At 71.0% G+C, this 18,333-nt stretch carries 22 protein-coding genes; 7 read left to right on the forward strand and 15 right to left on the reverse strand.

Translation table 11 applies throughout. The annotated features are described in order from the left end of the window. Positions 1–3: 3 nt before the first annotated feature. Together MKK55_RS03710 and MKK55_RS03715 are read right to left on the reverse strand one after the other, a co-directional pair. A complete protein-coding gene (locus tag MKK55_RS03710) occupies positions 4–735 on the reverse strand; it encodes a ComF family protein (RefSeq protein ID WP_279595970.1) in 732 nt (243 codons plus the stop codon). Between the two features lie 111 nt (positions 736–846). Beyond that, positions 847–1,071 (reverse strand): hypothetical protein, encoded by a 225-nt coding sequence (locus tag MKK55_RS03715; protein ID WP_147726270.1) that lies wholly within the window; start codon positions 1,069–1,071, stop codon positions 847–849. A gap of 166 nt (positions 1,072–1,237) precedes the next feature. Here MKK55_RS03715 and MKK55_RS03720 point away from each other — a divergent pair, with 166 nt between their 5' ends. Together MKK55_RS03720 and MKK55_RS03725 are read left to right on the forward strand one after the other, a co-directional pair. Continuing rightward, complete coding sequence (locus MKK55_RS03720) at positions 1,238–2,137, forward strand: methyltransferase domain-containing protein (RefSeq protein WP_243933349.1); 900 nt, start codon at positions 1,238–1,240, stop codon at positions 2,135–2,137. Beyond that, a complete protein-coding gene (locus tag MKK55_RS03725; RefSeq protein WP_243933350.1) occupies positions 2,134–2,493 on the forward strand; it encodes a DUF427 domain-containing protein in 360 nt (119 codons plus the stop codon). Before MKK55_RS03720 ends, MKK55_RS03725 begins: the two co-directional genes overlap by 4 nt. 7 nt (positions 2,494–2,500) lie before the next feature. On the opposite strand, the gene MKK55_RS03730 is transcribed toward MKK55_RS03725, so the two are convergent. The 3 genes from MKK55_RS03730 to MKK55_RS03740 form a co-directional block, all read right to left on the reverse strand. Continuing rightward, complete coding sequence (locus MKK55_RS03730) at positions 2,501–4,036, reverse strand: DUF6880 family protein (RefSeq protein ID WP_243933351.1); 1,536 nt, start codon at positions 4,034–4,036, stop codon at positions 2,501–2,503. A 24-nt stretch (positions 4,037–4,060) separates the two neighbouring features. Beyond that, positions 4,061–4,300: a DUF2188 domain-containing protein gene (locus MKK55_RS03735; protein WP_147726267.1), complete on the reverse strand. Its 240-nt coding sequence runs from the start codon at positions 4,298–4,300 to the stop codon at positions 4,061–4,063. 77 nt (positions 4,301–4,377) lie between these two features. Beyond that, positions 4,378–4,605 (reverse strand): hypothetical protein, encoded by a 228-nt coding sequence (locus MKK55_RS03740; RefSeq protein ID WP_243933352.1) that lies wholly within the window; start codon positions 4,603–4,605, stop codon positions 4,378–4,380. A 68-nt stretch (positions 4,606–4,673) separates the two neighbouring features. Between MKK55_RS03740 and MKK55_RS03745 the strand changes: the two genes are divergently transcribed. Further along, entirely contained in the window at positions 4,674–4,922 is a 249-nt protein-coding gene (locus MKK55_RS03745; RefSeq protein ID WP_147841083.1) for a hypothetical protein, read from the forward strand. Between the two features lie 96 nt (positions 4,923–5,018). On the opposite strand, the gene fabI is transcribed toward MKK55_RS03745, so the two are convergent. From fabI to fabA, 3 genes are all read right to left on the reverse strand, one after another. Next, positions 5,019–5,849, reverse strand: coding sequence for an enoyl-ACP reductase FabI (gene fabI / locus MKK55_RS03750; protein WP_147727716.1), 831 nt, complete (start codon positions 5,847–5,849; stop codon positions 5,019–5,021). 420 nt (positions 5,850–6,269) lie between these two features. Next, on the reverse strand, positions 6,270–7,496 hold the full coding sequence (gene fabB, locus MKK55_RS03755) for a beta-ketoacyl-ACP synthase I (RefSeq protein WP_147727715.1): 1,227 nt from the start codon (positions 7,494–7,496) through the stop codon (positions 6,270–6,272). Between the two features lie 140 nt (positions 7,497–7,636). Further along, positions 7,637–8,164, reverse strand: a complete 528-nt coding sequence (fabA, locus tag MKK55_RS03760; RefSeq protein ID WP_243933354.1) for a 3-hydroxyacyl-[acyl-carrier-protein] dehydratase FabA — start codon at positions 8,162–8,164, stop codon at positions 7,637–7,639. A gap of 264 nt (positions 8,165–8,428) precedes the next feature. Between fabA and irr the strand changes: the two genes are divergently transcribed. Further along, the gene (irr, locus tag MKK55_RS03765; RefSeq protein WP_147727713.1) at positions 8,429–8,941 is read left to right on the forward strand and encodes a Fur family transcriptional regulator Irr; all 513 of its coding nucleotides are present in this window, start codon (positions 8,429–8,431) and stop codon (positions 8,939–8,941) included. 60 nt (positions 8,942–9,001) lie between these two features. Here irr and MKK55_RS03770 read toward each other — a convergent pair whose 3' ends face one another. Continuing rightward, positions 9,002–9,577, reverse strand: coding sequence for an SH3 domain-containing protein (locus tag MKK55_RS03770; protein ID WP_147727712.1), 576 nt, complete (start codon positions 9,575–9,577; stop codon positions 9,002–9,004). A 240-nt stretch (positions 9,578–9,817) separates the two neighbouring features. On the opposite strand from MKK55_RS03770, the gene MKK55_RS03775 reads away from it, so the two are divergent. Both MKK55_RS03775 and MKK55_RS03780 read left to right on the forward strand, forming a co-directional pair. Then, positions 9,818–10,819 (forward strand): 2-hydroxyacid dehydrogenase, encoded by a 1,002-nt coding sequence (locus tag MKK55_RS03775; RefSeq protein WP_243933356.1) that lies wholly within the window; start codon positions 9,818–9,820, stop codon positions 10,817–10,819. Positions 10,820–10,921: 102 nt separating this feature from the next. Beyond that, the gene (locus MKK55_RS03780; RefSeq protein WP_243933357.1) at positions 10,922–11,182 is read left to right on the forward strand and encodes a hypothetical protein; all 261 of its coding nucleotides are present in this window, start codon (positions 10,922–10,924) and stop codon (positions 11,180–11,182) included. A 46-nt stretch (positions 11,183–11,228) separates the two neighbouring features. On the opposite strand, the gene MKK55_RS03785 is transcribed toward MKK55_RS03780, so the two are convergent. Together MKK55_RS03785 and MKK55_RS03790 are read right to left on the reverse strand one after the other, a co-directional pair. Continuing rightward, positions 11,229–11,846 (reverse strand): Crp/Fnr family transcriptional regulator, encoded by a 618-nt coding sequence (locus MKK55_RS03785; RefSeq protein ID WP_243933359.1) that lies wholly within the window; start codon positions 11,844–11,846, stop codon positions 11,229–11,231. A 95-nt stretch (positions 11,847–11,941) separates the two neighbouring features. Beyond that, a complete protein-coding gene (locus MKK55_RS03790) occupies positions 11,942–13,270 on the reverse strand; it encodes a flavin monoamine oxidase family protein (RefSeq protein WP_243933360.1) in 1,329 nt (442 codons plus the stop codon). Between the two features lie 166 nt (positions 13,271–13,436). On the opposite strand from MKK55_RS03790, the gene MKK55_RS03795 reads away from it, so the two are divergent. After that, positions 13,437–14,147 (forward strand): sulfate transporter family protein, encoded by a 711-nt coding sequence (locus MKK55_RS03795; RefSeq protein ID WP_243933361.1) that lies wholly within the window; start codon positions 13,437–13,439, stop codon positions 14,145–14,147. 4 nt (positions 14,148–14,151) lie between these two features. Here the strand turns inward: MKK55_RS03795 and MKK55_RS03800 are convergent, their stop codons facing one another. From MKK55_RS03800 to MKK55_RS03815, 4 genes are all read right to left on the reverse strand, one after another. Beyond that, positions 14,152–15,336 carry a complex I NDUFA9 subunit family protein gene (locus MKK55_RS03800; RefSeq protein ID WP_243933362.1) on the reverse strand — a complete coding sequence of 395 codons (1,185 nt, stop codon included), beginning with the start codon at positions 15,334–15,336 and terminating at the stop codon, positions 14,152–14,154. A 162-nt stretch (positions 15,337–15,498) separates the two neighbouring features. Beyond that, on the reverse strand, positions 15,499–15,882 hold the full coding sequence (locus tag MKK55_RS03805; RefSeq protein ID WP_243933363.1) for a CsbD family protein: 384 nt from the start codon (positions 15,880–15,882) through the stop codon (positions 15,499–15,501). A 103-nt stretch (positions 15,883–15,985) separates the two neighbouring features. After that, positions 15,986–16,198 carry a CsbD family protein gene (locus MKK55_RS03810; RefSeq protein WP_147727207.1) on the reverse strand — a complete coding sequence of 71 codons (213 nt, stop codon included), beginning with the start codon at positions 16,196–16,198 and terminating at the stop codon, positions 15,986–15,988. Positions 16,199–16,443: 245 nt separating this feature from the next. Then, positions 16,444–18,297: a potassium transporter Kup gene (locus tag MKK55_RS03815; RefSeq protein ID WP_243933407.1), complete on the reverse strand. Its 1,854-nt coding sequence runs from the start codon at positions 18,295–18,297 to the stop codon at positions 16,444–16,446. Between the last annotated feature and the right edge of the window lie 36 nt (positions 18,298–18,333).

The following is an 18,333-nucleotide window of genomic DNA, read 5'->3' on the forward strand; positions in this document are numbered from 1 at the left end:
CGCTTAACCGATCGGGTCGGCCACCAGGGCGAAGGTGAGCAGGTCGACCGAGGCGGCCCCGCCGCGCAGCAGGGCGCGGGCGGCGGCGTTGGCGGTCGCGCCGGTGGTGGTGACGTCGTCGACGAGGAGGACGCGCCGTCCCTGGATGCCGGCCCGATGCGCCGCCGGCACCCGGAAGGCGCCCTGAAGGTTCTCGGCACGCCCGGCGCGAGTCAGCCCGACCTGCGAGCGCGTCGCTTTCACCCGCGCCAGGGCCCGCGGCAGGAACGGCAGGCTGCCGGCCCGGGCGACCGGCCGCGCCAGCAGCGCCGCCTGGTTGAACCGCCGCCGCCACAGGCGCCAGCGATGCAGCGGCACCGGCACGACGCAGTCGGCCTCCGCGATCAGCGCCGCGCCGGACGCCGCCATCATCGCGGCCATCGCCTTGGCGAGGTCGAGGCGGTCCTGGTACTTCAGGCGATGGACGAGGCTGCGGGCGGTGTCGTCGTAGAGCGCCACGGCGCGGGCCCGCGCGAAGACCGGCGGCTCGCTGATCGCCCGCGGCGACAGCAGGGGACCGATTCCGAGATCGACGGCGAACGGGGTGCCGTACCGCGCGCAGCACGGCTCCTCGATGAAGCGCAGGCCGGCCCAGCAGGACGGGCAGAGCGCGCCGGGATCGGCGGTCGCCGCGCCGCAGCCGGCGCAGGACGGCGGGTAGACGAGACCAACCAGGGCGCGGACAGCGCGACTCAGAACGGCGAAAGGCCGCGCGCCCTGCGACGCACGGCCGATCTCGATGCTCGACGTCTCAGGCGCCTGCACGGCCCGATCCGTCCGCCGCGCCGACGCGATCGGGAGCGCGCCTCAGCGCGTCGTCGGCGCGGTCTGGTCGTTGCGGCGGGCCTCGGCATTCGCGCGATGGCGGCCGATGGCGCAGCCGGCCGCGGCGCCGACGAGCCCATGATGGCCGGCATAGTGCCCGGCGATCCCGCCGACGATGGCGCCCTTGATGCAACCCTTGGCATCGGCGGCCGAGCCGAAAGCGACGATCGAGAGGGCCAGCGCGGCCCCGGACAGGAAGCGGATCATGGGATGGGACTCCGGTACGCGGCCGAGCGGCCGATGGAACTGACCAGGAACGGCGACGCCCCGGTCTCGTTCCACCCTCTCAGAAGTGTGATCGTCGTCCGGCCCTCGCCACCCGTCGGTCGCGCCGCTGGCAAGACAGCGATCCGAGCGCCATGTGATGGGGCAGATGACAGCGCCTTCGCCCCTGTTCGACACCGTCCTCGCCCGCCGACGCCTGGCGCGGGCGCAGCGTGCGGGCTTTGCCGATTTCCTGATCGCCCGTGTCGCGGAGGATCTCGACGATCGCCTCGGCGCGGTGCTGCGCGACTTCACCCGAAGCCTCGATCTCGCGACGCCGACCGCGGCGGCCGCGCGCGTCCTGTCGGCGCGTTACCCCGACGCAACGGTCCTGCGCCTCGCGCCGATCCTGGACCGGGCCGTGCCCGGCGTCCGGCAGGCGGTCGCCGACCCCGAGGCGCTGCCGGCCGCGCCCGAGGGTTTCGACCTCGCCGTGTCGCTGCTGGCGCTCCAGGGCGTCAACGATCTTCCCGGGACGCTGGTGCAGCTCCGCCGTTCGCTTCGCCCCGACGGGCTGTTCCTCGGCTGCCTGCTCGGCGGCGCCACCCTGAACGAGCTGCGGGCGAGCTTCGCCCAAGCCGAAAGCGAGGTCGAGGGCGGCGTTAGCCCGCGGGTCGCGCCGTTCGCCGAGGTGCGCGAGGCCGGCGCCCTGTTGCAGCGCGCCGGCTTCGCCCTGCCGGTCGCCGACACCGAGACCGTGACGGTGCGCTACGCAGACCCGTTTTCCCTGATGCAGGACCTGCGCGCCATGGGCCTGACCAACGCGCTGGTCGAGCGCCGCCGCACGCCCCTGCGGCGGGCGACGCTGATGCGGATGGCGGACATCTACGCGTCGCGCTTCGCCGACGCGGACGGGCGGCTTCACGCCAGCTTCGAGATCCTGTGGCTCACCGGCTGGGCGCCGCATGCGAGTCAGCAGGTCCCGCTGAAGCCCGGCAGCGCGAAGGCACGGCTCGCCGACGCCCTCGGCACCATCGAGTTGAACCCGACCGAGAGGATTCCGCGATGAAGCAACCCGGCCCCGACCATCCGATCACCATCACGCCGCATCCGGGCCGCGTCCGGGTGATGCTGGACGGCGTCGCCGTCGCCGAGAGCGAGCGGGTGCTTTCCCTCAAGGAAGCGTCGTACCCTCCGGTGCTCTACATTCCGCGCAGCGATGCCGACCTCTCGCGTTTCAAGAAGTCGGCGCGGACCAGCCACTGCCCGTACAAGGGCGATGCGAGCTACTTCAGCCTCGCGGTCGGCGACGCATCGCGCCCCGACGCGGTCTGGAGCTACGAGGCGCCGTTTCCGGCGGTCGCCGAGATCGCCGGGCATCTCGCCTTCTATACGGACCGCGTCGACGCGATCGAGACGGTGTGATTCGGCCTCACGCCGGCACGAGCGACCAGAACCCGTGCTTGCGTCCATGCGCCGTCCGCAAGCCGGTGCGGTAGGCCTCGGGTGACGGATCGATCGATCCCGGCGTCAGGCGCGGCGCCATCCCGTCGAGGGCCGCGAGGTGGCGGGCGGCATAGGGGTAGGCGCTGCTGCGTCCATCCCGGAGGATGTCGTCGATCATCCGGCGCAGCAGCAGCGTCGCCGCGGCCGGATGATCGGGCTCCAGCGCCTCCGCCGCCAGACCGAGCAGGCGATAGGCCTCGCTCCGCCACTCCGCGCGGCGATCGAAGACGAGGCGCGCCGCGCGGTCGAGGCTCGGCCACGCCACCAGGAAGGCCAGCGCGCGATGGGCATCGTCGTGCCGGGCGACGTGGTCGAGGGCGCGCTCCAGCACCTCCTCGTCCTCGAAATCCGGAAGCTTGGCGATGTGTGCGCGGAGCATGTCGGCGTCGAGCGTCGCTTCGAACCCCTGCCAGCGCAGAGCCTGAGCCTCCTCGCGTCGGTCGAGCGCATCGAGGATGCGGATCTCCAGCCCGATCCGCTCGCGGTCCGGGCCGTCGAGCGCCGCATCTCCGGTCGCGAGCATCGCGCGGGTGATCACGCCGCTCCGCGATGATTTCGGGCGGCGGATCCAATCCAGCGCCTCGGCGGCCCGCCCGGCCGCGAGCAGGCGCCCTGCGATCTCGGTCCCGTCGGGACGGCCGGGCATGATCGCTTGCTCGAGCGCGATGTAGGCCGCGACGTCGCCGCGCCGGTCGGCGATGTCCTGACGGACGCGCAGGATGTTCCCGTGGCGGAGATCGGCTCGCGAGGCCGCGGGCCCGTTCGGTGCATCCGCGGCCCGATGCTTCGTGTCCGCCGCCTCGGCGAGCTTCGCATCGAGCGAGGCGAGGGCAGCAGCGGGGAGGCGCGGGACCAGATCGCGGATCAGCACGCCGAACGGCCCGTAGGGGTCGGCGACGAAGCGCGGGATCAGCGTCAGCGCGAACCGCCCGGCCTCGTCCGGCTCGAGCTCTGCGGCAATCTCGACCACGGCATCCGAAGCGCGCTCGTAGATCGCCTGGATCGCGCCCGAACCGTCGTCCACGCGGTTGAGCACCGCGTCGGCGCCGCCGAGGAAGCGCACCAGGCGTTCGAGAGCCGCCATGCGATCGAGCGGCGCGAGCTCGGTGAGGATCACCGTGACCATCGCGCCGATATCCGTGGTGAACGCCCGGCGCTTCTGCCAGTCGATGAAGCCGCGGGCGCCCTCCAGGGCGGTCAGCCGCCGGTCGACGATCGCCGCCACCGCTTCCGGCCCCTGCAGGGAGGCGAGCGCCGCACTCACGAGCTTCTTGAACGCGGCGTTGCGGGCGGTCTCGGCGAGGATCAGGCCGATGAGCCGATCGGGGGCGAGGGCGGCGAGCGTCTCACGGGACGGCGTCGTGCGGCGTGCACCCTTCGGCAGCTTCGCCAGAACCGGCACGACGTCCGGTTCGGGTTCGGTCTTCGGCTTCCGCGGCACCGAGGCCGCCTTGCGTGCCATCGTTCGACGCGGGACGGGTCTCGATCAGTCCGCGACCTTCGCGGTCGGGCGGTCGTCGCCGCGCGCGGTCTCGTCGTGCCACGCGCCGGCACCGTCCTGATAGCGGATGCCCTCGGTCGAGCCCGGCACCTGCTGCTCGGCCGCAGCGGCCTGTGCCGCCTGGAGGGCCTCGTCGCGGCTCGGAAAGGTCTCCGAGAAGACGTCGCCGACCTTGTAGGCGTATCCGCCATCGTGCTCGACGACGTGATAGGTGACTTCGGACATCGAAAACTCCGGTCTTGAGAACAGGATCTGTCCAGCGCGAACACGGGGGCGACGCGCAGGTTCCGCCGGCCGGGCGATCAGTGCCTGGTCGGGACGCCCCACGGCAGCCGTTCGATCGCCGCCGCGCAACCTGCGATCAGCGAGCCGCGTGGGTCGTCCGCCGCGTAGCCCACGCCGTCGGCGAAGGCGACGACGTGCACCGCGCCGTCGCTCGTCCGGCGGATGCGGGCGACCCAGCCTTCGGGCGCACGCTCGAAGGTGACGTCGTAGGTCGTGCTGTCGCGCTCGATCCGATGCGGTTCCATGACGTTTTCCGTTCCCGCCCGCGCCGCCGCAGCCCTATCTGACGAGAGCCACAGGACGAAGGATGTCGATGCCCTACCGCACAACGCTCGCCGCTGCGATCCTCGCGGCCGGTTCGCTTCCGGCCCTGGCGCAGGGCACGGGCTACGCCGGAAGCACGCTGGGGCTCACCGGATCGGGCGTCCCGTCGAATCCGTTCGCGTCGAACTACCCGTCCGCCCCGCCGCCGCGGGCGGTCATCGAGCGGCGCGAGCGCCGCGCGGTCCGCCGCCCCGTGCGCGAGCCCGGGTTGCTGCCCCCGGGCCGTATCCCGGAATGAGCGCGTGGCTCGCCGACGGCGTCGGAATCCACCTGATCCTGCTGCTGGCGAGCCTGGTGATCGGCCTGATCGCCGTGACACGCTGACGAAGGCGTCTCAGGCGTCGCCGACGACGCCGGCCTCGTCCTGCGCCTGCAGCACGTCGGGCCGCGGCATCGAGATGATGTTATAGCCGGAATCGACGAAGTGGATCTCGCCGGTGACGCCGCCGGAGAGGTCGGACAGCAGGTAGAGCGCCGAGCCGCCGACATCGTCGAGCGTCACGGTGCGCCGCAGCGGCGCATGTGCCCGCTGGTGGTTGAACATCAGCCGCGCGTCGGCGATGCCGGCGCCGGCCAGCGTCCGCATCGGCCCGGCCGACAGGGCGTTCACTCGGATGCCGTCCGGGCCGAGATCGGTGGCGAGGTAACGCACGGACGCCTCGAGCGCGGCCTTGGCCACGCCCATCACGTTGTAATTCGGCATCACGCGGGTGGAGCCGCCGTAGGTCAGCGTCAGGAGCGAGCCGCCCTCGCGCATGCGCTTGGCCGCCCGCTGCGCGATCTCGGTGAACGAGAAGCACGAGATCGTCATGGTCCGCGAGAAGTTCTCGCGGGTGGTCACGTCGACGTAGCGACCCTTGAGCTGCGCCTTGTCGGAAAAGCCGATGGCGTGGACGACGAAATCGAGGGTGCCGTCGAAGCGCTCATCCAGGGCCGCGAAGGTCGCGTCCACGGAGGCAAGGTCTTCCACGTCGCAGGGCAGGACGATATCGGAATCGAGCCGGGCGGCGAGCGGCGTGACGCGCTTGCCGAGGGCATCGCCCTGATAGGTGAAGGCAAGCTTCGCACCGTGCTGATGCAGGGTTCTGGCGATGCCCCAGCCGATCGAGTGGTCGTTGGCCACGCCCATGATCAGGCCGCGCTTGCCCGCCATCAAACCCGTCATCCGATCCGTCACTCCCGAGCGATGCGCCTCTCCGAGCGCAGTAGACAGGGACCGACGCTTAGGCGCGGGGGACGGCGCTGTCCAATCGGCAGCGAGGAAAAAACGAAAGCCCTGCCATCCGGTGGGGCTCGATGACGGCCGAAGGGGGCGTTCGCGCTAGAAGTAGCCGCGCGTCTGGGCCTTGGCGTCGTCGATCAGCGCCTGCTTGGCGTAGATGCCGGCCGAGCCGACGATCACCGCAGCCAGCACGAATCCGATCAGGACGAAGGTCATGCGCGCGCCGCTCCCAGGCATGGCTTTCCGACGAAACCGGAACCGGAAGCATGGGTTCCGGTGGTTAACGATCCCTTTCGCCGCGGATCGTTCCCGAATGCCGTGTCGGCCGCCGCCGGGGGAGGATCGTAGGTCTTGCTCGACGCGTCAGGCGTCGACGTTCTTCAGCACCAGGGTCGCGTTGGTGCCGCCGAAGCCGAACGAGTTCGACAGCACGTGCCCGAGCTTGGCCCCGTCCCGGCGCTCGCGCAGGATCGGCATGTCGGCGAAGGCGGGATCGAGCTCGTCGATGTGCGCGCTCGCGCTGATGAATCCGTTGTTCATCATCAGCAGGGCGTAGATCGCTTCCTGGACGCCGGTGGCGCCGAGCGAGTGGCCGGTGAGGGACTTCGTCGCCGCGATCGGCGGGCAGGCCTCGCCGCGGCCGAAGACCTCGCGGATCGCCTCGATCTCCTTCTCGTCGCCCACCGGCGTCGAGGTGGCGTGCGGGTTGATGTAGTCGATCCGTGCGCCCTTCAAGCCTTCCATCGCCTGGCGCATGCAGCGCACCGCGCCCTCGCCGGACGGCGCCACCATGTCGTACCCGTCCGAGGTCGCGCCGTAGCCGGCGATCTCGCCGTAGATCCGCGCGCCGCGCGCCTTGGCGTGCTCGTATTCCTCGAGCACGAGCACGCCGGCGCCGCCCGCGATGACGAAGCCGTCGCGGTTCGCGTCGTAGGCGCGCGAGGCCCGCTCGGGCGTCGCGTTGAACTTCGAGGACATCGCGCCCATCGCGTCGAACAGGACGGAGAGCGTCCAGTCGAGATCCTCGCAGCCGCCGGCGAAGATGATGTCCTGGCGGCCGCCCTGGATGATCTCGGCGGCGTTGCCGATGCAATGGTTCGACGTCGCGCAGGCGGAGGCGATCGAGTAGTTGACGCCCTTGATCTTGAACCAGGTCGCCAGCGTCGCCGACGCGGTCGAGGACATCGCCTTCGGCACCGCGAACGGGCCGACCCGCTTGGGGCCCTTCTCGCGGGCGATCGCCGCCGATTCGACGATCACGCGGGTCGAGGGGCCGCCCGAGCCCATGATGATGCCGGTACGCTCGTTCGAGACGTCGCCGGCTTCGAGACCCGAATCGCGGATCGCCTGATCCATCGCGACGTGGTTCCACGCGCTGCCGCCGCCGTGGAAGCGCATGGCGCGGCGGTCGACGATGCCCTCAGGGTCGAGGTCGGGCCGGCCGGAGACCTGGCTGCGGAAGCCGTGCTCGGCGTGGGACCCATCGCGCGTGATCCCGGACCGCCCTTCGCGGAGCGAGGCGAGCACTTCCTGGGTGTTGTTTCCGATGGATGAGACGATGCCCATCCCGGTGACGACGACACGGCGCATGAAAGAACTCGTCTCCACGGCGACGCCCCCCGGATGGGGCGAGCGTCACGCTTCCTCGTCAGCTAGGATGCCGCCGGCCTGTTTCCAACCGGCGAGGACGCGCCTCGTTGCGCGAGACGCGTCGGAATCAGGTCCGCCGCTCAGCTCTGGAACAACGCGACGCGCAGGTCCTTGGCCTCGTAGATCCGCTTGCCGTCGGCTTCCAGCCATCCGTCGGCGATGCCGAGGACGAGCTTGCCGGTCCGGACCCGACGCAGGTCGACGCCGTAGACCACCCGCTTGACCGTCGGCAGGACCTGGTCCGTGAACTTGACCTCGCCGACGCCGAGCGCCCGGCCGCGGCCGGGCGAACCGAGCCAGCCGAGATGGAAGCCGACAAGCTGCCAGAGGGCGTCGAGCCCGAGGCAGCCCGGCATCACCGGGTCGCCCTTGAAGTGGCAGGAGAAGAACCAGAGGTCGGGCCGGATGTCGAACTCGGCGCGCACCAAGCCCTTGCCGTGGGCGCCGCCCTCGGCACCGATCTCGGTGATGCGGTCGAACATCAGCATCGGCGGCAGCGGCAGCTGGGCGTTGCCCGCGCCAAAGAGTTCGCCGCGCCCGCAGGCGAGCAGGTCCTCGTAGGAATACTGCGAGGCGCGGGGGGCGGTCTGTTCGGTGTCGGACGTCATGAAGGCGGGTCGGTCCTCGTGTCGCGAGCTTCGGTCGGCGGGCCCGGGCCGGCTTCGGCGCCGGCACGCGTGCCGTACACGGGGCGAACCGCGCACTCGGCGGCCTCGTTAGCATAGGCGCGGAGCCGGTTCCAAGCTGGCGCGAACGATGCAGCCGTCACGCGGAGCGGGGGAGGGCCGACCGCGGCGTGTTGCGAGCCGGCGACCGTTCCCATATACACGGAAGCGAAATTCTTCATCCCTCGCGAGCGTTCAGTCCCTCCGATGTCCGAACTGCTGTCCCTACAGGCCGCGCTCAACGCCCGGATCCCGGCCCTCTCGGGGGATGCATCGGGTGCCGCCCGCCGTGGCTGTCCGCTCTCGGACCTGCGCGACCGCCTGCGGCGCGCCGGCCTGCGCCCGACGCGCCAGCGCCTGTCGCTCGGCTGGTTGCTGTTCGGGCGCGGCGACCGCCACCTGACGGCGGAAATGCTCTACGACGAGGCGATGCGCGCCAAGGTGCCGGTGTCGCTGGCGACGGTTTACAACACCCTTCACCAGTTCACCGAGGCCGGCCTGCTGCGCCAGCTCGCCCTCGACGGGTCGAAGGCCTACTTTGACACCAACCCGTCGGAGCACCACCACTTCTTCCTCGAGGACGAGGGGCAGGTGCTGGACATGCCCGATTGCGGCATCACCGTCGAATCGCTGCCCGATGCGCCCGAAGGCATGGAGATCGCTGGCGTCGAGGTGATCGTCCGCCTGCGCCGCCGGCCCGGCACGCGCCGCCAGAGCTGAGCAGCCGCCGAACCTTCCAGACTCAAGAAAAGGGCCCGGTGCGAACCGGGCCCTTTTTTTCTAGTCGACCTTCTCGTTCGGGTAGACGCCCCAGAGGCGGTCCTGGTGGATGTAGCCGTCGACGTCGTGCTTCGAGGGCAGGGCGACGACGAGGCGGCACCACGATCCGGTGCAGGTCTTCACGCTGCCGATCACGCCCGCCTCCAGGCGGGCCTCGTCCTCGGCACCGTCGTCGGCACGCGCGCGCAGCGGGATCGCGGCCTTGTCGGCGCCCTTGGACGCGGTGACGATCGCGGTCCGGCGGCCGGAGAGCAGCGAGTGCAGGACCCAACCCTCGGTCCCCTCCGAATCGCGGATGCGGCGCCAGGTCTCGAACTCGGCGACGATCTCGACCGGCATGCCGGCGCGCTGGAACACCCACAGGGTGCGGTGATCCTTCGAGGGCCCCTCGCGCAGGTTGACGCGATCGGTCTTCAGGCTGGCATAGCGCGGCAGCGGCAACTTGGTGACGGGCCCGATTCCGGATTCGGGACCGCCGCTCGCTGCGGCCGATGCCGTCCCGATCGAAGCCGGCAGGGTGAGGGTGGGCGACGCCAGGAGGGCGGCGCCAACGAAGAAGAGCCGAGCCAGCCGCATCGTCCATCTCCTGATCTTCGCGCATCGGCGACAGAACGCCCGCGCCGCGGGCTGGTGCCGCCGCGGCACTTCGGATTGTGTTCCGGCCGGCCTCTGGTAGAGAGGCCGGAAGCCGTCCGCTCCTGTCTGGCGGAGCTCGGTTAACGGAGCTTGAAACCGGGAACGGGACCGGTCCACGATGCGTCGACGCCGCGCGAGGCGTTCGTGTCGGGCCTGCCCGAACCGGTGATGGGAGAGAAGATGTCGTTGAAGCGCAAGCCGCTCGTCGTCGTGACGCGACGCCTGCCGGACGCGGTCGAGACGCGGATGCGCGAGCTGTTCGATGCGCGGCTGAACCACGACGACGCCCCGCTCTCGTCCGATCGGATCGCCGCCGCGATGCGCGAGGCGGACGTGCTGGTCCCGACCGTCACCGACAAGATCGACGCCGGCCTCCTCGCCCAGGCCGGGCCGAACCTGCGATTGATCGCCAATTTCGGCAACGGCGTCGACCACATCGACGTGGGCGGGGCGCTGGAGCGCGGCATCACCGTCACCAACACGCCCGGCGTCCTGACCGAGGACACCGCCGACATGACCATGGCGCTGATCCTCGCCGTCGCGCGGCGGGTACCCGAGGGCGCGCGCATCATTCCGGACGACGACTGGACCACGGGCTGGTCGCCGACCTGGATGCTCGGGCGCCGCATCACCGGCAAGCGCCTCGGCATCGTCGGCATGGGCCGGATCGGGCAGGCGCTCGCCCGCCGCGCCAAGGCGTTCGGCCTGCAGATCCACTACCACAACCGCCGCCGGGTCCCGGGTGCGATCGAGGCCGGGCTGGAGGCGACCTACTGGGAATCGCTCGACCAGATGCTGGCGCGCGTCGACATCGTGTCGGTGAACTGCCCGCACACGCCCGCCACCTACCATCTGCTTTCGGCCCGCCGCCTCAAGCTGCTCAAGCCCGAGGCGATCGTCGTGAACACCGCCCGCGGCGAGGTGATCGACGAGAACGCGCTCGCCCGCCTGATCGAGGCCGGCGAGATCTCGGCGGCCGGCCTCGACGTGTTCGAGCAGGAGCCCGCGGTGAGCCCGCGCCTGATCAAGCTCGCAAAGTCCGGCAAGGTCGTGCTGCTGCCGCATATGGGCTCGGCCACGTTCGAGAGCCGGATCGACATGGGCGAGAAGGTCATCATCAACATCAAGACCTTCATGGACGGCCACCGCCCGCCGGATCGGATCCTGCCCAGCATGCTCTGAGCCAGAGTTGGGACACGGCATGGGGATGGTGAGCGCCGTAACGCGGCCTCCGCCTGGGTCCGGATCCCGGCGGGGGCGTCGCCCGAGCGCATCTTCGCCGTGATGGGCCGCGAGCGCCTCGGCTGGTGCGATGCCGACCTGACGGTCCGCGATCGGTGGCAGCGCGTCTGGGCCGCCGGCCGCATCGGCACCGGGCAGCATCGTCCGCGCGTCGGGCTCGGCCTGATCGGAGGAGCCGGCGACCGGTTCCAGTCCCGCGACTGGCACCTTCACGAGGGGCCGGTCCCCGATTGGGCCGCCCCGCCGCCCCCGGAATCGGCCGTGCGGGCGGTCCTGCACGGCCTTCTCGGACGACGCACCTAGAGGCGGCTTCGCGGAATCCTCGAAGATCGCTCAGGTCGGACGCGGATCAGGCCACGTCGCCGCTCACCGCGACCCGCGCATCGGCGCTCTGGAACAGCCTTTCGCTGGTGAGCTTCAGGAAGCTGAAGCCGAATTCCGGGTTCTGGTAGTAGAGCTGCTTGACCGCGGAATAGGGCACTTCCAGCGCCCGGCCGGCCTCGGTGCAGACCAGCGAGGCCGTGCGCCGGTTGCCCGGCGAGAGCAGGCCGAGCTCGCCGACGATGCCGCCGGTCCGCACCTCGATCCCGTATTCCGGGATGCGGAAGCAGCCGGCCTCGACGTAGTACATCGTCGTCGCCGCCTCGCCCTTGGCGAACAGCGATGCCCCGGCCGCGAAGGCCCGCTCGGTGCCGTAGGGCTTCAGCCAGTCGAGGGAGAGGTCGCCGTCGGCGGCCTTCTCCACGTCGCGCACCAGTCGGACCATCTGCCAGAGCCGCCAGGCGTTGAATGGGATCTGGATCGCCTCCGTCAGCACCACCGGCATGCTGCCGATCAGCAGGCCGTAGGTGATGACCGCGGCGCTCGCCACGAGCGAGATGATCCGCAGCGGGATCATCGTGCTCATCGCCGAGGCCGAGATGGTCAGCGCCGTCCCGAGATAGCCGATGCCCTCGACCCAATTCATCAGACGGCCTCTTCCCGCATCGCGATCATCCGTCCCCTGATGCATCGCGTTTCAGGCTCGACCGCAAGACGATCCGGCGCCGCCGCCTCATCCCGTCACGCGGCTGTGCCCATCCGGATACGCTCCGCCACGGCGTCGGCCGCCCGCATGCCTTCGGCATAGGCGCCCCCGGTCGTGCCCCACTGCTCGCGCGACAGCGCCTCGCCGGCGAACCAGATCCGCTCGCCGACCGCCGCGTGCAGCGTTCGGCGCGCGCCGGCGTGGCCCGGCGGCACCGACGCCCAGGAGCCGCGCGACCAGGGATCGTGGCGCCATTCGCTCACGGCGGGGATCGACAGGTCGTGGAGGCGGCGGGCGCCGAAATGATTGGCCAACGTCGCGCGCACAAGGCGGCGCAGACCGTCCTCGCCGGTGCCGGCGGCATCGATCTCGGCGGCCCCGACCGAGTCGAGCTCGAAATAGTGGAACGGCGTCCCGTCGATGCGGGTGAGCAGGCCCGGCGGGCTGAAGCGTCCGCCGACGAGGCTTGCGAGACGGTCCCGCCCGCGGAACGGGCTCGACGGCCAGTGCAGCACCGCGTGCTCGTAGATGCCGACCCGGAACCCGTCGATCGCGGCACGGATCGGCGTGGGCAGGGCCGGGGAGAAGGCGACGCTGTCGCGCAGCACCATCATCGGCACCGTCACGATCATGGCGCGGGCCTTCAGGGTCCGCCCGTCCGCGGTGGCGACGCGAACGCCGGCTCCCGTCCAGTCGATGCCGGCGACGGGGCAGTCGAGCGCGATCGGCAGCCCCTGCGCCAGCCGCGCGAGGTACCCGCCGTAGCCGCCGGCGACGAAGAAGTTGTCGCCGTATTCCATGCTCGGGAAATCCTGGAGTGAGACCTCCTCCAGCGGCCGTCCGGACACCAGACCGTGGACCAGCGCGACGCGGGCGCCCCAGGGGCCGAGGCCGCGGGGCAGGGCGCTCGCCGCCGCACGGTCCGGCCCGCCCGCGGCGGCGCCTGCATGCATCGCCCGGTCGGCGCGGTCGAAGGCCCGGGCGGAGGCCGCGACCTCGGACGGGCGCCCGGGGCGACGCCCGACCCAGACGTGGCCTTCCTGGGCTGCCCGGCGCAGGGGCTCGCCGCGCTCGAAGCCCAATTGGACGAGGGGGTTGATCGGGCCCACGTGAAGCCAGTGCGCCCCGAGGTCGACCGCATGGCCGCGCAGCATCGTCGCGACCGTGCGCCCACCGACGCGGTCGCGCGCCTCGAGCACCGCGACGGACAGGCCGGCGGCGATCAGCGTCCGCGCGGCGGCGATCCCGGCAGCGCCCGCGCCGACCACGATCACGTCCGGGTCCGCGGGCAGCGGGGCGAGCCTGGGCGCGACGCTCGGCCGGAACCGGGCATGCGGGGGTGCCGTCTCGTGCATCGAGGTCATTGCGCGGATCGCGATCCTTCTCGTCGTTCTCATTCCGGGTCCGTCGCGCGTTTCGGCCAACCCGCCGGCCCGAGGCCGACGAGACGCAAGCGGTGCTCTTGCGGCGGACGGATCGGGACACCACAACCGCGATGCGCCGATCGACGGCGGGAGACGGGATCACGGCATGCTCATCCAGGCGGCGCTCGCGGCCCTGCGCCAGACCTTCTCCCCGCCGCTCCGTGCGATCCTGTGGAAGTCGCTCGGGTTGACGCTCGGCATCCTGGCGCTGGCCTGGTTCGGGCTGACGCGATTGATCCAGTGGTTCCAGGCGAGCCACCACATCTCGCAATCCTACCCCATCCTCGACAGCCTCGCCTACTTCCTGGCCGGGTTCGGGCTGTTCGTCGCGCTGGCCTACCTGATGCCCGCGGTCTCGATCCTGGTGGCGGGGTTCTTCCTCGACGAAGCCGCCGAGATCGTCGAGCGCACCGACTTCCCCGACGACCCGCCCGGCCGCCCGATGCCGTGGGGCGCGGCGATGCTCTACGCCCTGCGCTTCGCCGGCCTGACCCTGCTGGTGAACCTTGCTGCGCTGATCATCTTCTTCGTGCCGGTGATCGGGCTGGCGGCCTTCTTCGCCGCCAACGCCTACCTGCTGTCGCGCGAGTATTTCGAGATGGCCGCGGCCCGCTACCGGCCGCTGGCGGAAGCCGGCGCGATGCGCCGGACGTTCTCGGGCACGACGATCGCGGCGGGCTGCCTGCTGGCCGGGATGATGGTTGTCCCGGTGCTCAACCTGCTGACGCCGCTGTTCGGCATCGCGCTGATGGTCCACGTCCACAAGCGGCTGGCGCACCGCCTGCCGGCCCCCGCCCTGCAGGGACGGCTCCGGTAGCGGCCTAGCTCCGGCTGCCCCAGCGCCGGCCCATGCCGGGCGAGCCGCCGGCGTCGGCCCCGATCGCCGGACCGGACGCCCGCATCGGACGGTGCTGCGAGCCCTCGCCCATCGGGGTCGGCGCGATCGAGTCGGGTATCTCGGCCTGCTCCTCGGTGCCGCGGCCCTTGGCGAACTGCCCGGCGGCTCGGAAGCGCCAGAGATAGCCCGGCACCACCGCCTCGGCGGCGGTCGGCTGGATGCCGAGCCCCTCGAAGCTGCGGCCCTCCGCCTTGGCGGCCTCCGAGACGACGTTGTCGTTCTGCAGCAGAACGACCTGATCGCGGGTGAGCTTAAGGTCGGCCGGCAGCAGCCCGAAGGTCAGGGTGTCGGCGATCTCCATGGCACGGGCCTGGATCTTGGCGATCGGCAGCGGCAGCGACACCACCATGCGCTTGCGCATCGTCGTGTCGAGCATGTAGCGCACGAGGTGATCCAGCGTCGCGACCTCGGGTCCGCCAAGCTCGTAGACCTTGCCGCCGGGCACGCGTCCGTCGGCGGCCAGCGCGATCGCCTCGGCGACGTCGCCGACGAAGACGGGCTGGAAGCGCGACTCGGCCCCGGCCAGCGGCAGCACCGGCAGGAACCGGGCGAGGCTGGCGAAGCGGTTGAAGAAGCTGTCGCCCGGCCCGAAGACCAGGGAGGGCCGGAACACGACGGCGTCGGGTCGTGCGGCGAACACCGCGGCCTCGCCCTCGGCCTTGGTGCGGGCATAGCGCGATTCGGAGTTCGGATCGGCGCCGATCGCGGACACGTGGATCATCGCGGCGCCGACCTTGGCCGCCGCCCGCGCGATCAAGCCGGGGCCTTCGGCCTGGAGGCGCGAGAAGCTCTGGGCGCCGGTTTCCTGAAGGATGCCGACGAGGTTGATCACCACGTCCGCACCCTCGACCGCCCGCACGACCGAGTCGGGGTATCGCAGGTTCGCCTGCACGGCGACGATCTGGCCGACCTTCCCGAGCGGCTGCAGGAACAGGGCGAGATCGGGACGGCGGACGGCGACCCGGATGCGGTAGCCGCGCTTGGCCAGCGCCCGAACCACGTGCCGGCCGAGGAAGCCCGAGCCGCCGAAGATGGTGACCAACTGCGAAGCGGGCCGCGTCAGGGACGGGGTCAGCAGGACGGTGTTCGGAATGCTGGAGCCGGTCATCGCCTCGTCTCGGTCTGTGGGGCCTGCGGGCTCGGGGGCATCGCCACCCCCGGTCCGCCGTTCCTTAGACCATTTTTACCGGTCGCACGCGCCGGGCGGGCGACGAAACGACGATCTTGAACGTCGCATCCTGCAGGCGCGTACCGCCCGTCCCCGAATGGATCAGCGATCGCTCCGCAGGAGCCAACCAAGGCCGAATGCGGCGGCTGCGACGATCGCCAGGGTAGCGCCCTTGTTCTCCTCGGCGCGCTTCGCGACGTGGCGGCCATGGTGCTCCGCCCGGCCGCGGTAATGACGTCCGCGGCTCACGGCCTCGTCGGCGATGGCGCGGCCGCGCTCGCTCGCTTCGTCGATGAAATGCTTGCCGTCGCGACGCCAGTCCCGCGCGGTCTCGCGCGCACGGCCGTAGGCGTTCTGCGCAACGCCCGCGGCCTGGTCGACGGCACCGTCGAGCTGCCGTCCGGCATCCCCGCCGACTGCACCCATCGCGGTCTTGGCGCGGCCGCGCAGGTTGCGCACGCCGCCTTCGAATCGATCCCGGTTCATGATCTCGTCCCTCGCATCGTGATCCGAAGGCCGGCAGCGCCGGCCTTCGCGGATGGGCACCGGGGCCGGCTCGCAGCCGCCCCGGTGCCGAGCGCTGGACGGATCAGATCTTCTTGACGGCGTCGGCGGCCTTCTGGGCCGCGCCCTTCACGCCGTCCTTGGCGTCGCCGACGGTCTTCTGGGCTTCGCCCTTCAGCTCCTGCGCCTTGCCCTCGGCCTGCAGCTTCTCGTTGCCGGTGACGTTGCCGACACCCTGCTTGACGTTGCCGACCGCCTCGTTGGCGAGGCCCTTGATCTTGTCCGTGGTGCTGCTCATCGGGACGCTCCCTGTGTGCTCAGCGATCCCGGCCCGGCCTCGCGACGACGCCGCGAAGCGTGACCGAACGCTGTCGGGATGTCCGAACGGCAAGCGCCCATGATGGTTCCAAATGCCCCCGCCACGCGCGAAAGCGTGATCGCCCGACGCTCGGGTCGGGCCCGATACGCGGCCCGACGTCTCGATCCGGCGGGGGGATGAGGCGGCCCGGCGGGACGCTTCGGCACCGGCGCGCGGAGCCTCTTCTAGATCTCGATCTCGGTTCCCACCTCCACCACCTGCCGCGTCGGCACGCCGAAGAAGGCGCCGGTGCGCTCGGCGTTGCGCTGCATGAAGGCGTAGAGGCTCTCGCGCCAGGGCTGCATCCCGCGGTCGTCGTTCTTCGGGATGATGGTCTCGTGGCCGATGAAGACCGTGAGGTCGTCGAGCATCTGCGGCGGCAGGCGGCGGTGCTCGACGGCGCAGGCCAGCCCATCGGGGATCGAGGCCTCCTCCATGAAGCCGTAGCGCAGGGTCACCCGGTAGAAGTCGGGCGCGAGGATCGTCACGTGGCTGCGCTCCTCGCGCGGCACGGTCGGGGTCTCCTCGTACTGGGCGGAGACGATCATCACCCGCTCCGGCAGGGCGTGGCTGCGCTCGACGAACCGCGACAGGTGCATCGGGATGCCGTGCATCGCCGCCGACAGGAACACGCCGGTTCCGCGGACCCGCACCAGGTCCTGGTGCTGGAGCGAGGCCAGGAACACGTCCTCGGGCTGGCGCAGGCCGACGCGGGCCTCCTCGACCAGCTGGTTGCCCCTGCGCCACGTCAGCATCATCAGCGCGACGAAGCCGGCGAGCACCAGCGGAAACCAGCCGCCCTCGAACAGCTTCACGCTGTTGGCCCCAAGGAAGACGAGGTCGATCAGCAGGAAGAAGCCGTTCACCGCCAGGATCGCCACGAGGTTGTAGCCCCATCGGCGGGCGATCAGCGCGGCGAGCAGCGTGGTGATCGCCATCAGCAGCGACACGGCAATGCCGTAGGCGCCGGCGAGCGCGTCGGACGATTCGAAGATCACGACGGCGGCGATGGTGGCGGCGGCGAGGAGCCAGTTCACCGCCGGCACGTAGATCTGCCCACGCTCCTCCGAGGCGGTCTGGACGATGTGCATCGGCGGCAGGAAGCCGAGCTGGACCGATTGCTGGGTCAGCGAGAACACACCCGAGATGATCGCCTGCGAGGCGATCACCGTCGCCATCGTCGCCAGCCCGATCAGCGGGTAATGCGCCCAGCCCGGCGCGAGCCGGTAGAACGGGTTCTCGATCGCGTCCGGCGAGGCCAGCAGCAGCGCGCCCTGGCCGAAATAGTTGATCACCAGGGCCGGCAGCACCAGGGCGAACCACGCCACGCGGATCGGCCGGGCGCCGAAATGCCCGAGGTCTGCATACATCGCCTCGCCGCCGGTGACCGCTAGGAAGGCCGCGCCCAGCATCGCGAAGCTCACGTGCCAGCCGGCATGGACCAGAAATTCCACCGCCTTCAGGGGGTTCGCCGCCTGCAGGATCTCCGGCTTGTGCAGGATGCCGCCGATCCCCATCAGCGTGAGGACGACGAACCACAGCAGCATTACCGGCCCGAAGATCCGCCCGATGAAGGCGACGCCCTTGCTCTGCACCAGGAACAGGGCGACGAGGATCGCGATCGTGATCGGCACGACGTAGCGGCCGAGCGCCGGCGCATCGACCTTCAGGCCCTCGATCGCCGAGAGCACCGAGATCGCCGGGGTGATCGCGCCGTCGCCGTAGAGAAGCGCCGCGCCGATCAGCCCGACGACGAGCAGCAGCGCCTTCCACGAGCGCGGCTTCGCATGGCGGGCGCCCAGCAGCGCCAGCATCGCGACGATGCCGCCCTCGCCGGCATTGTCGGCGCGCAGGATCAGCACCGCGTATTTCAGCGAGACGATCAGGATCAGCGCCCACAGGATCAGCGAGACCGCGCCGACCACCGCGATGGGGTCGGCGTTGCCGCCGCCGCTGGCGGCCCGCACCGCCTCCTTGTAGGCGTAGAGCGGGCTGGTGCCGATGTCGCCGTAGACGACCCCGAGCGCCCCAAGCAGCAGGGCCGGGCGGAACCTTCGTGCGGCGGCGGGCTCGGC

The organism is Methylobacterium sp. J-059, assembly GCF_022829485.1.
In the GTDB taxonomy this organism is placed as follows: Bacteria; Pseudomonadota; Alphaproteobacteria; order Rhizobiales; family Beijerinckiaceae; genus Methylobacterium.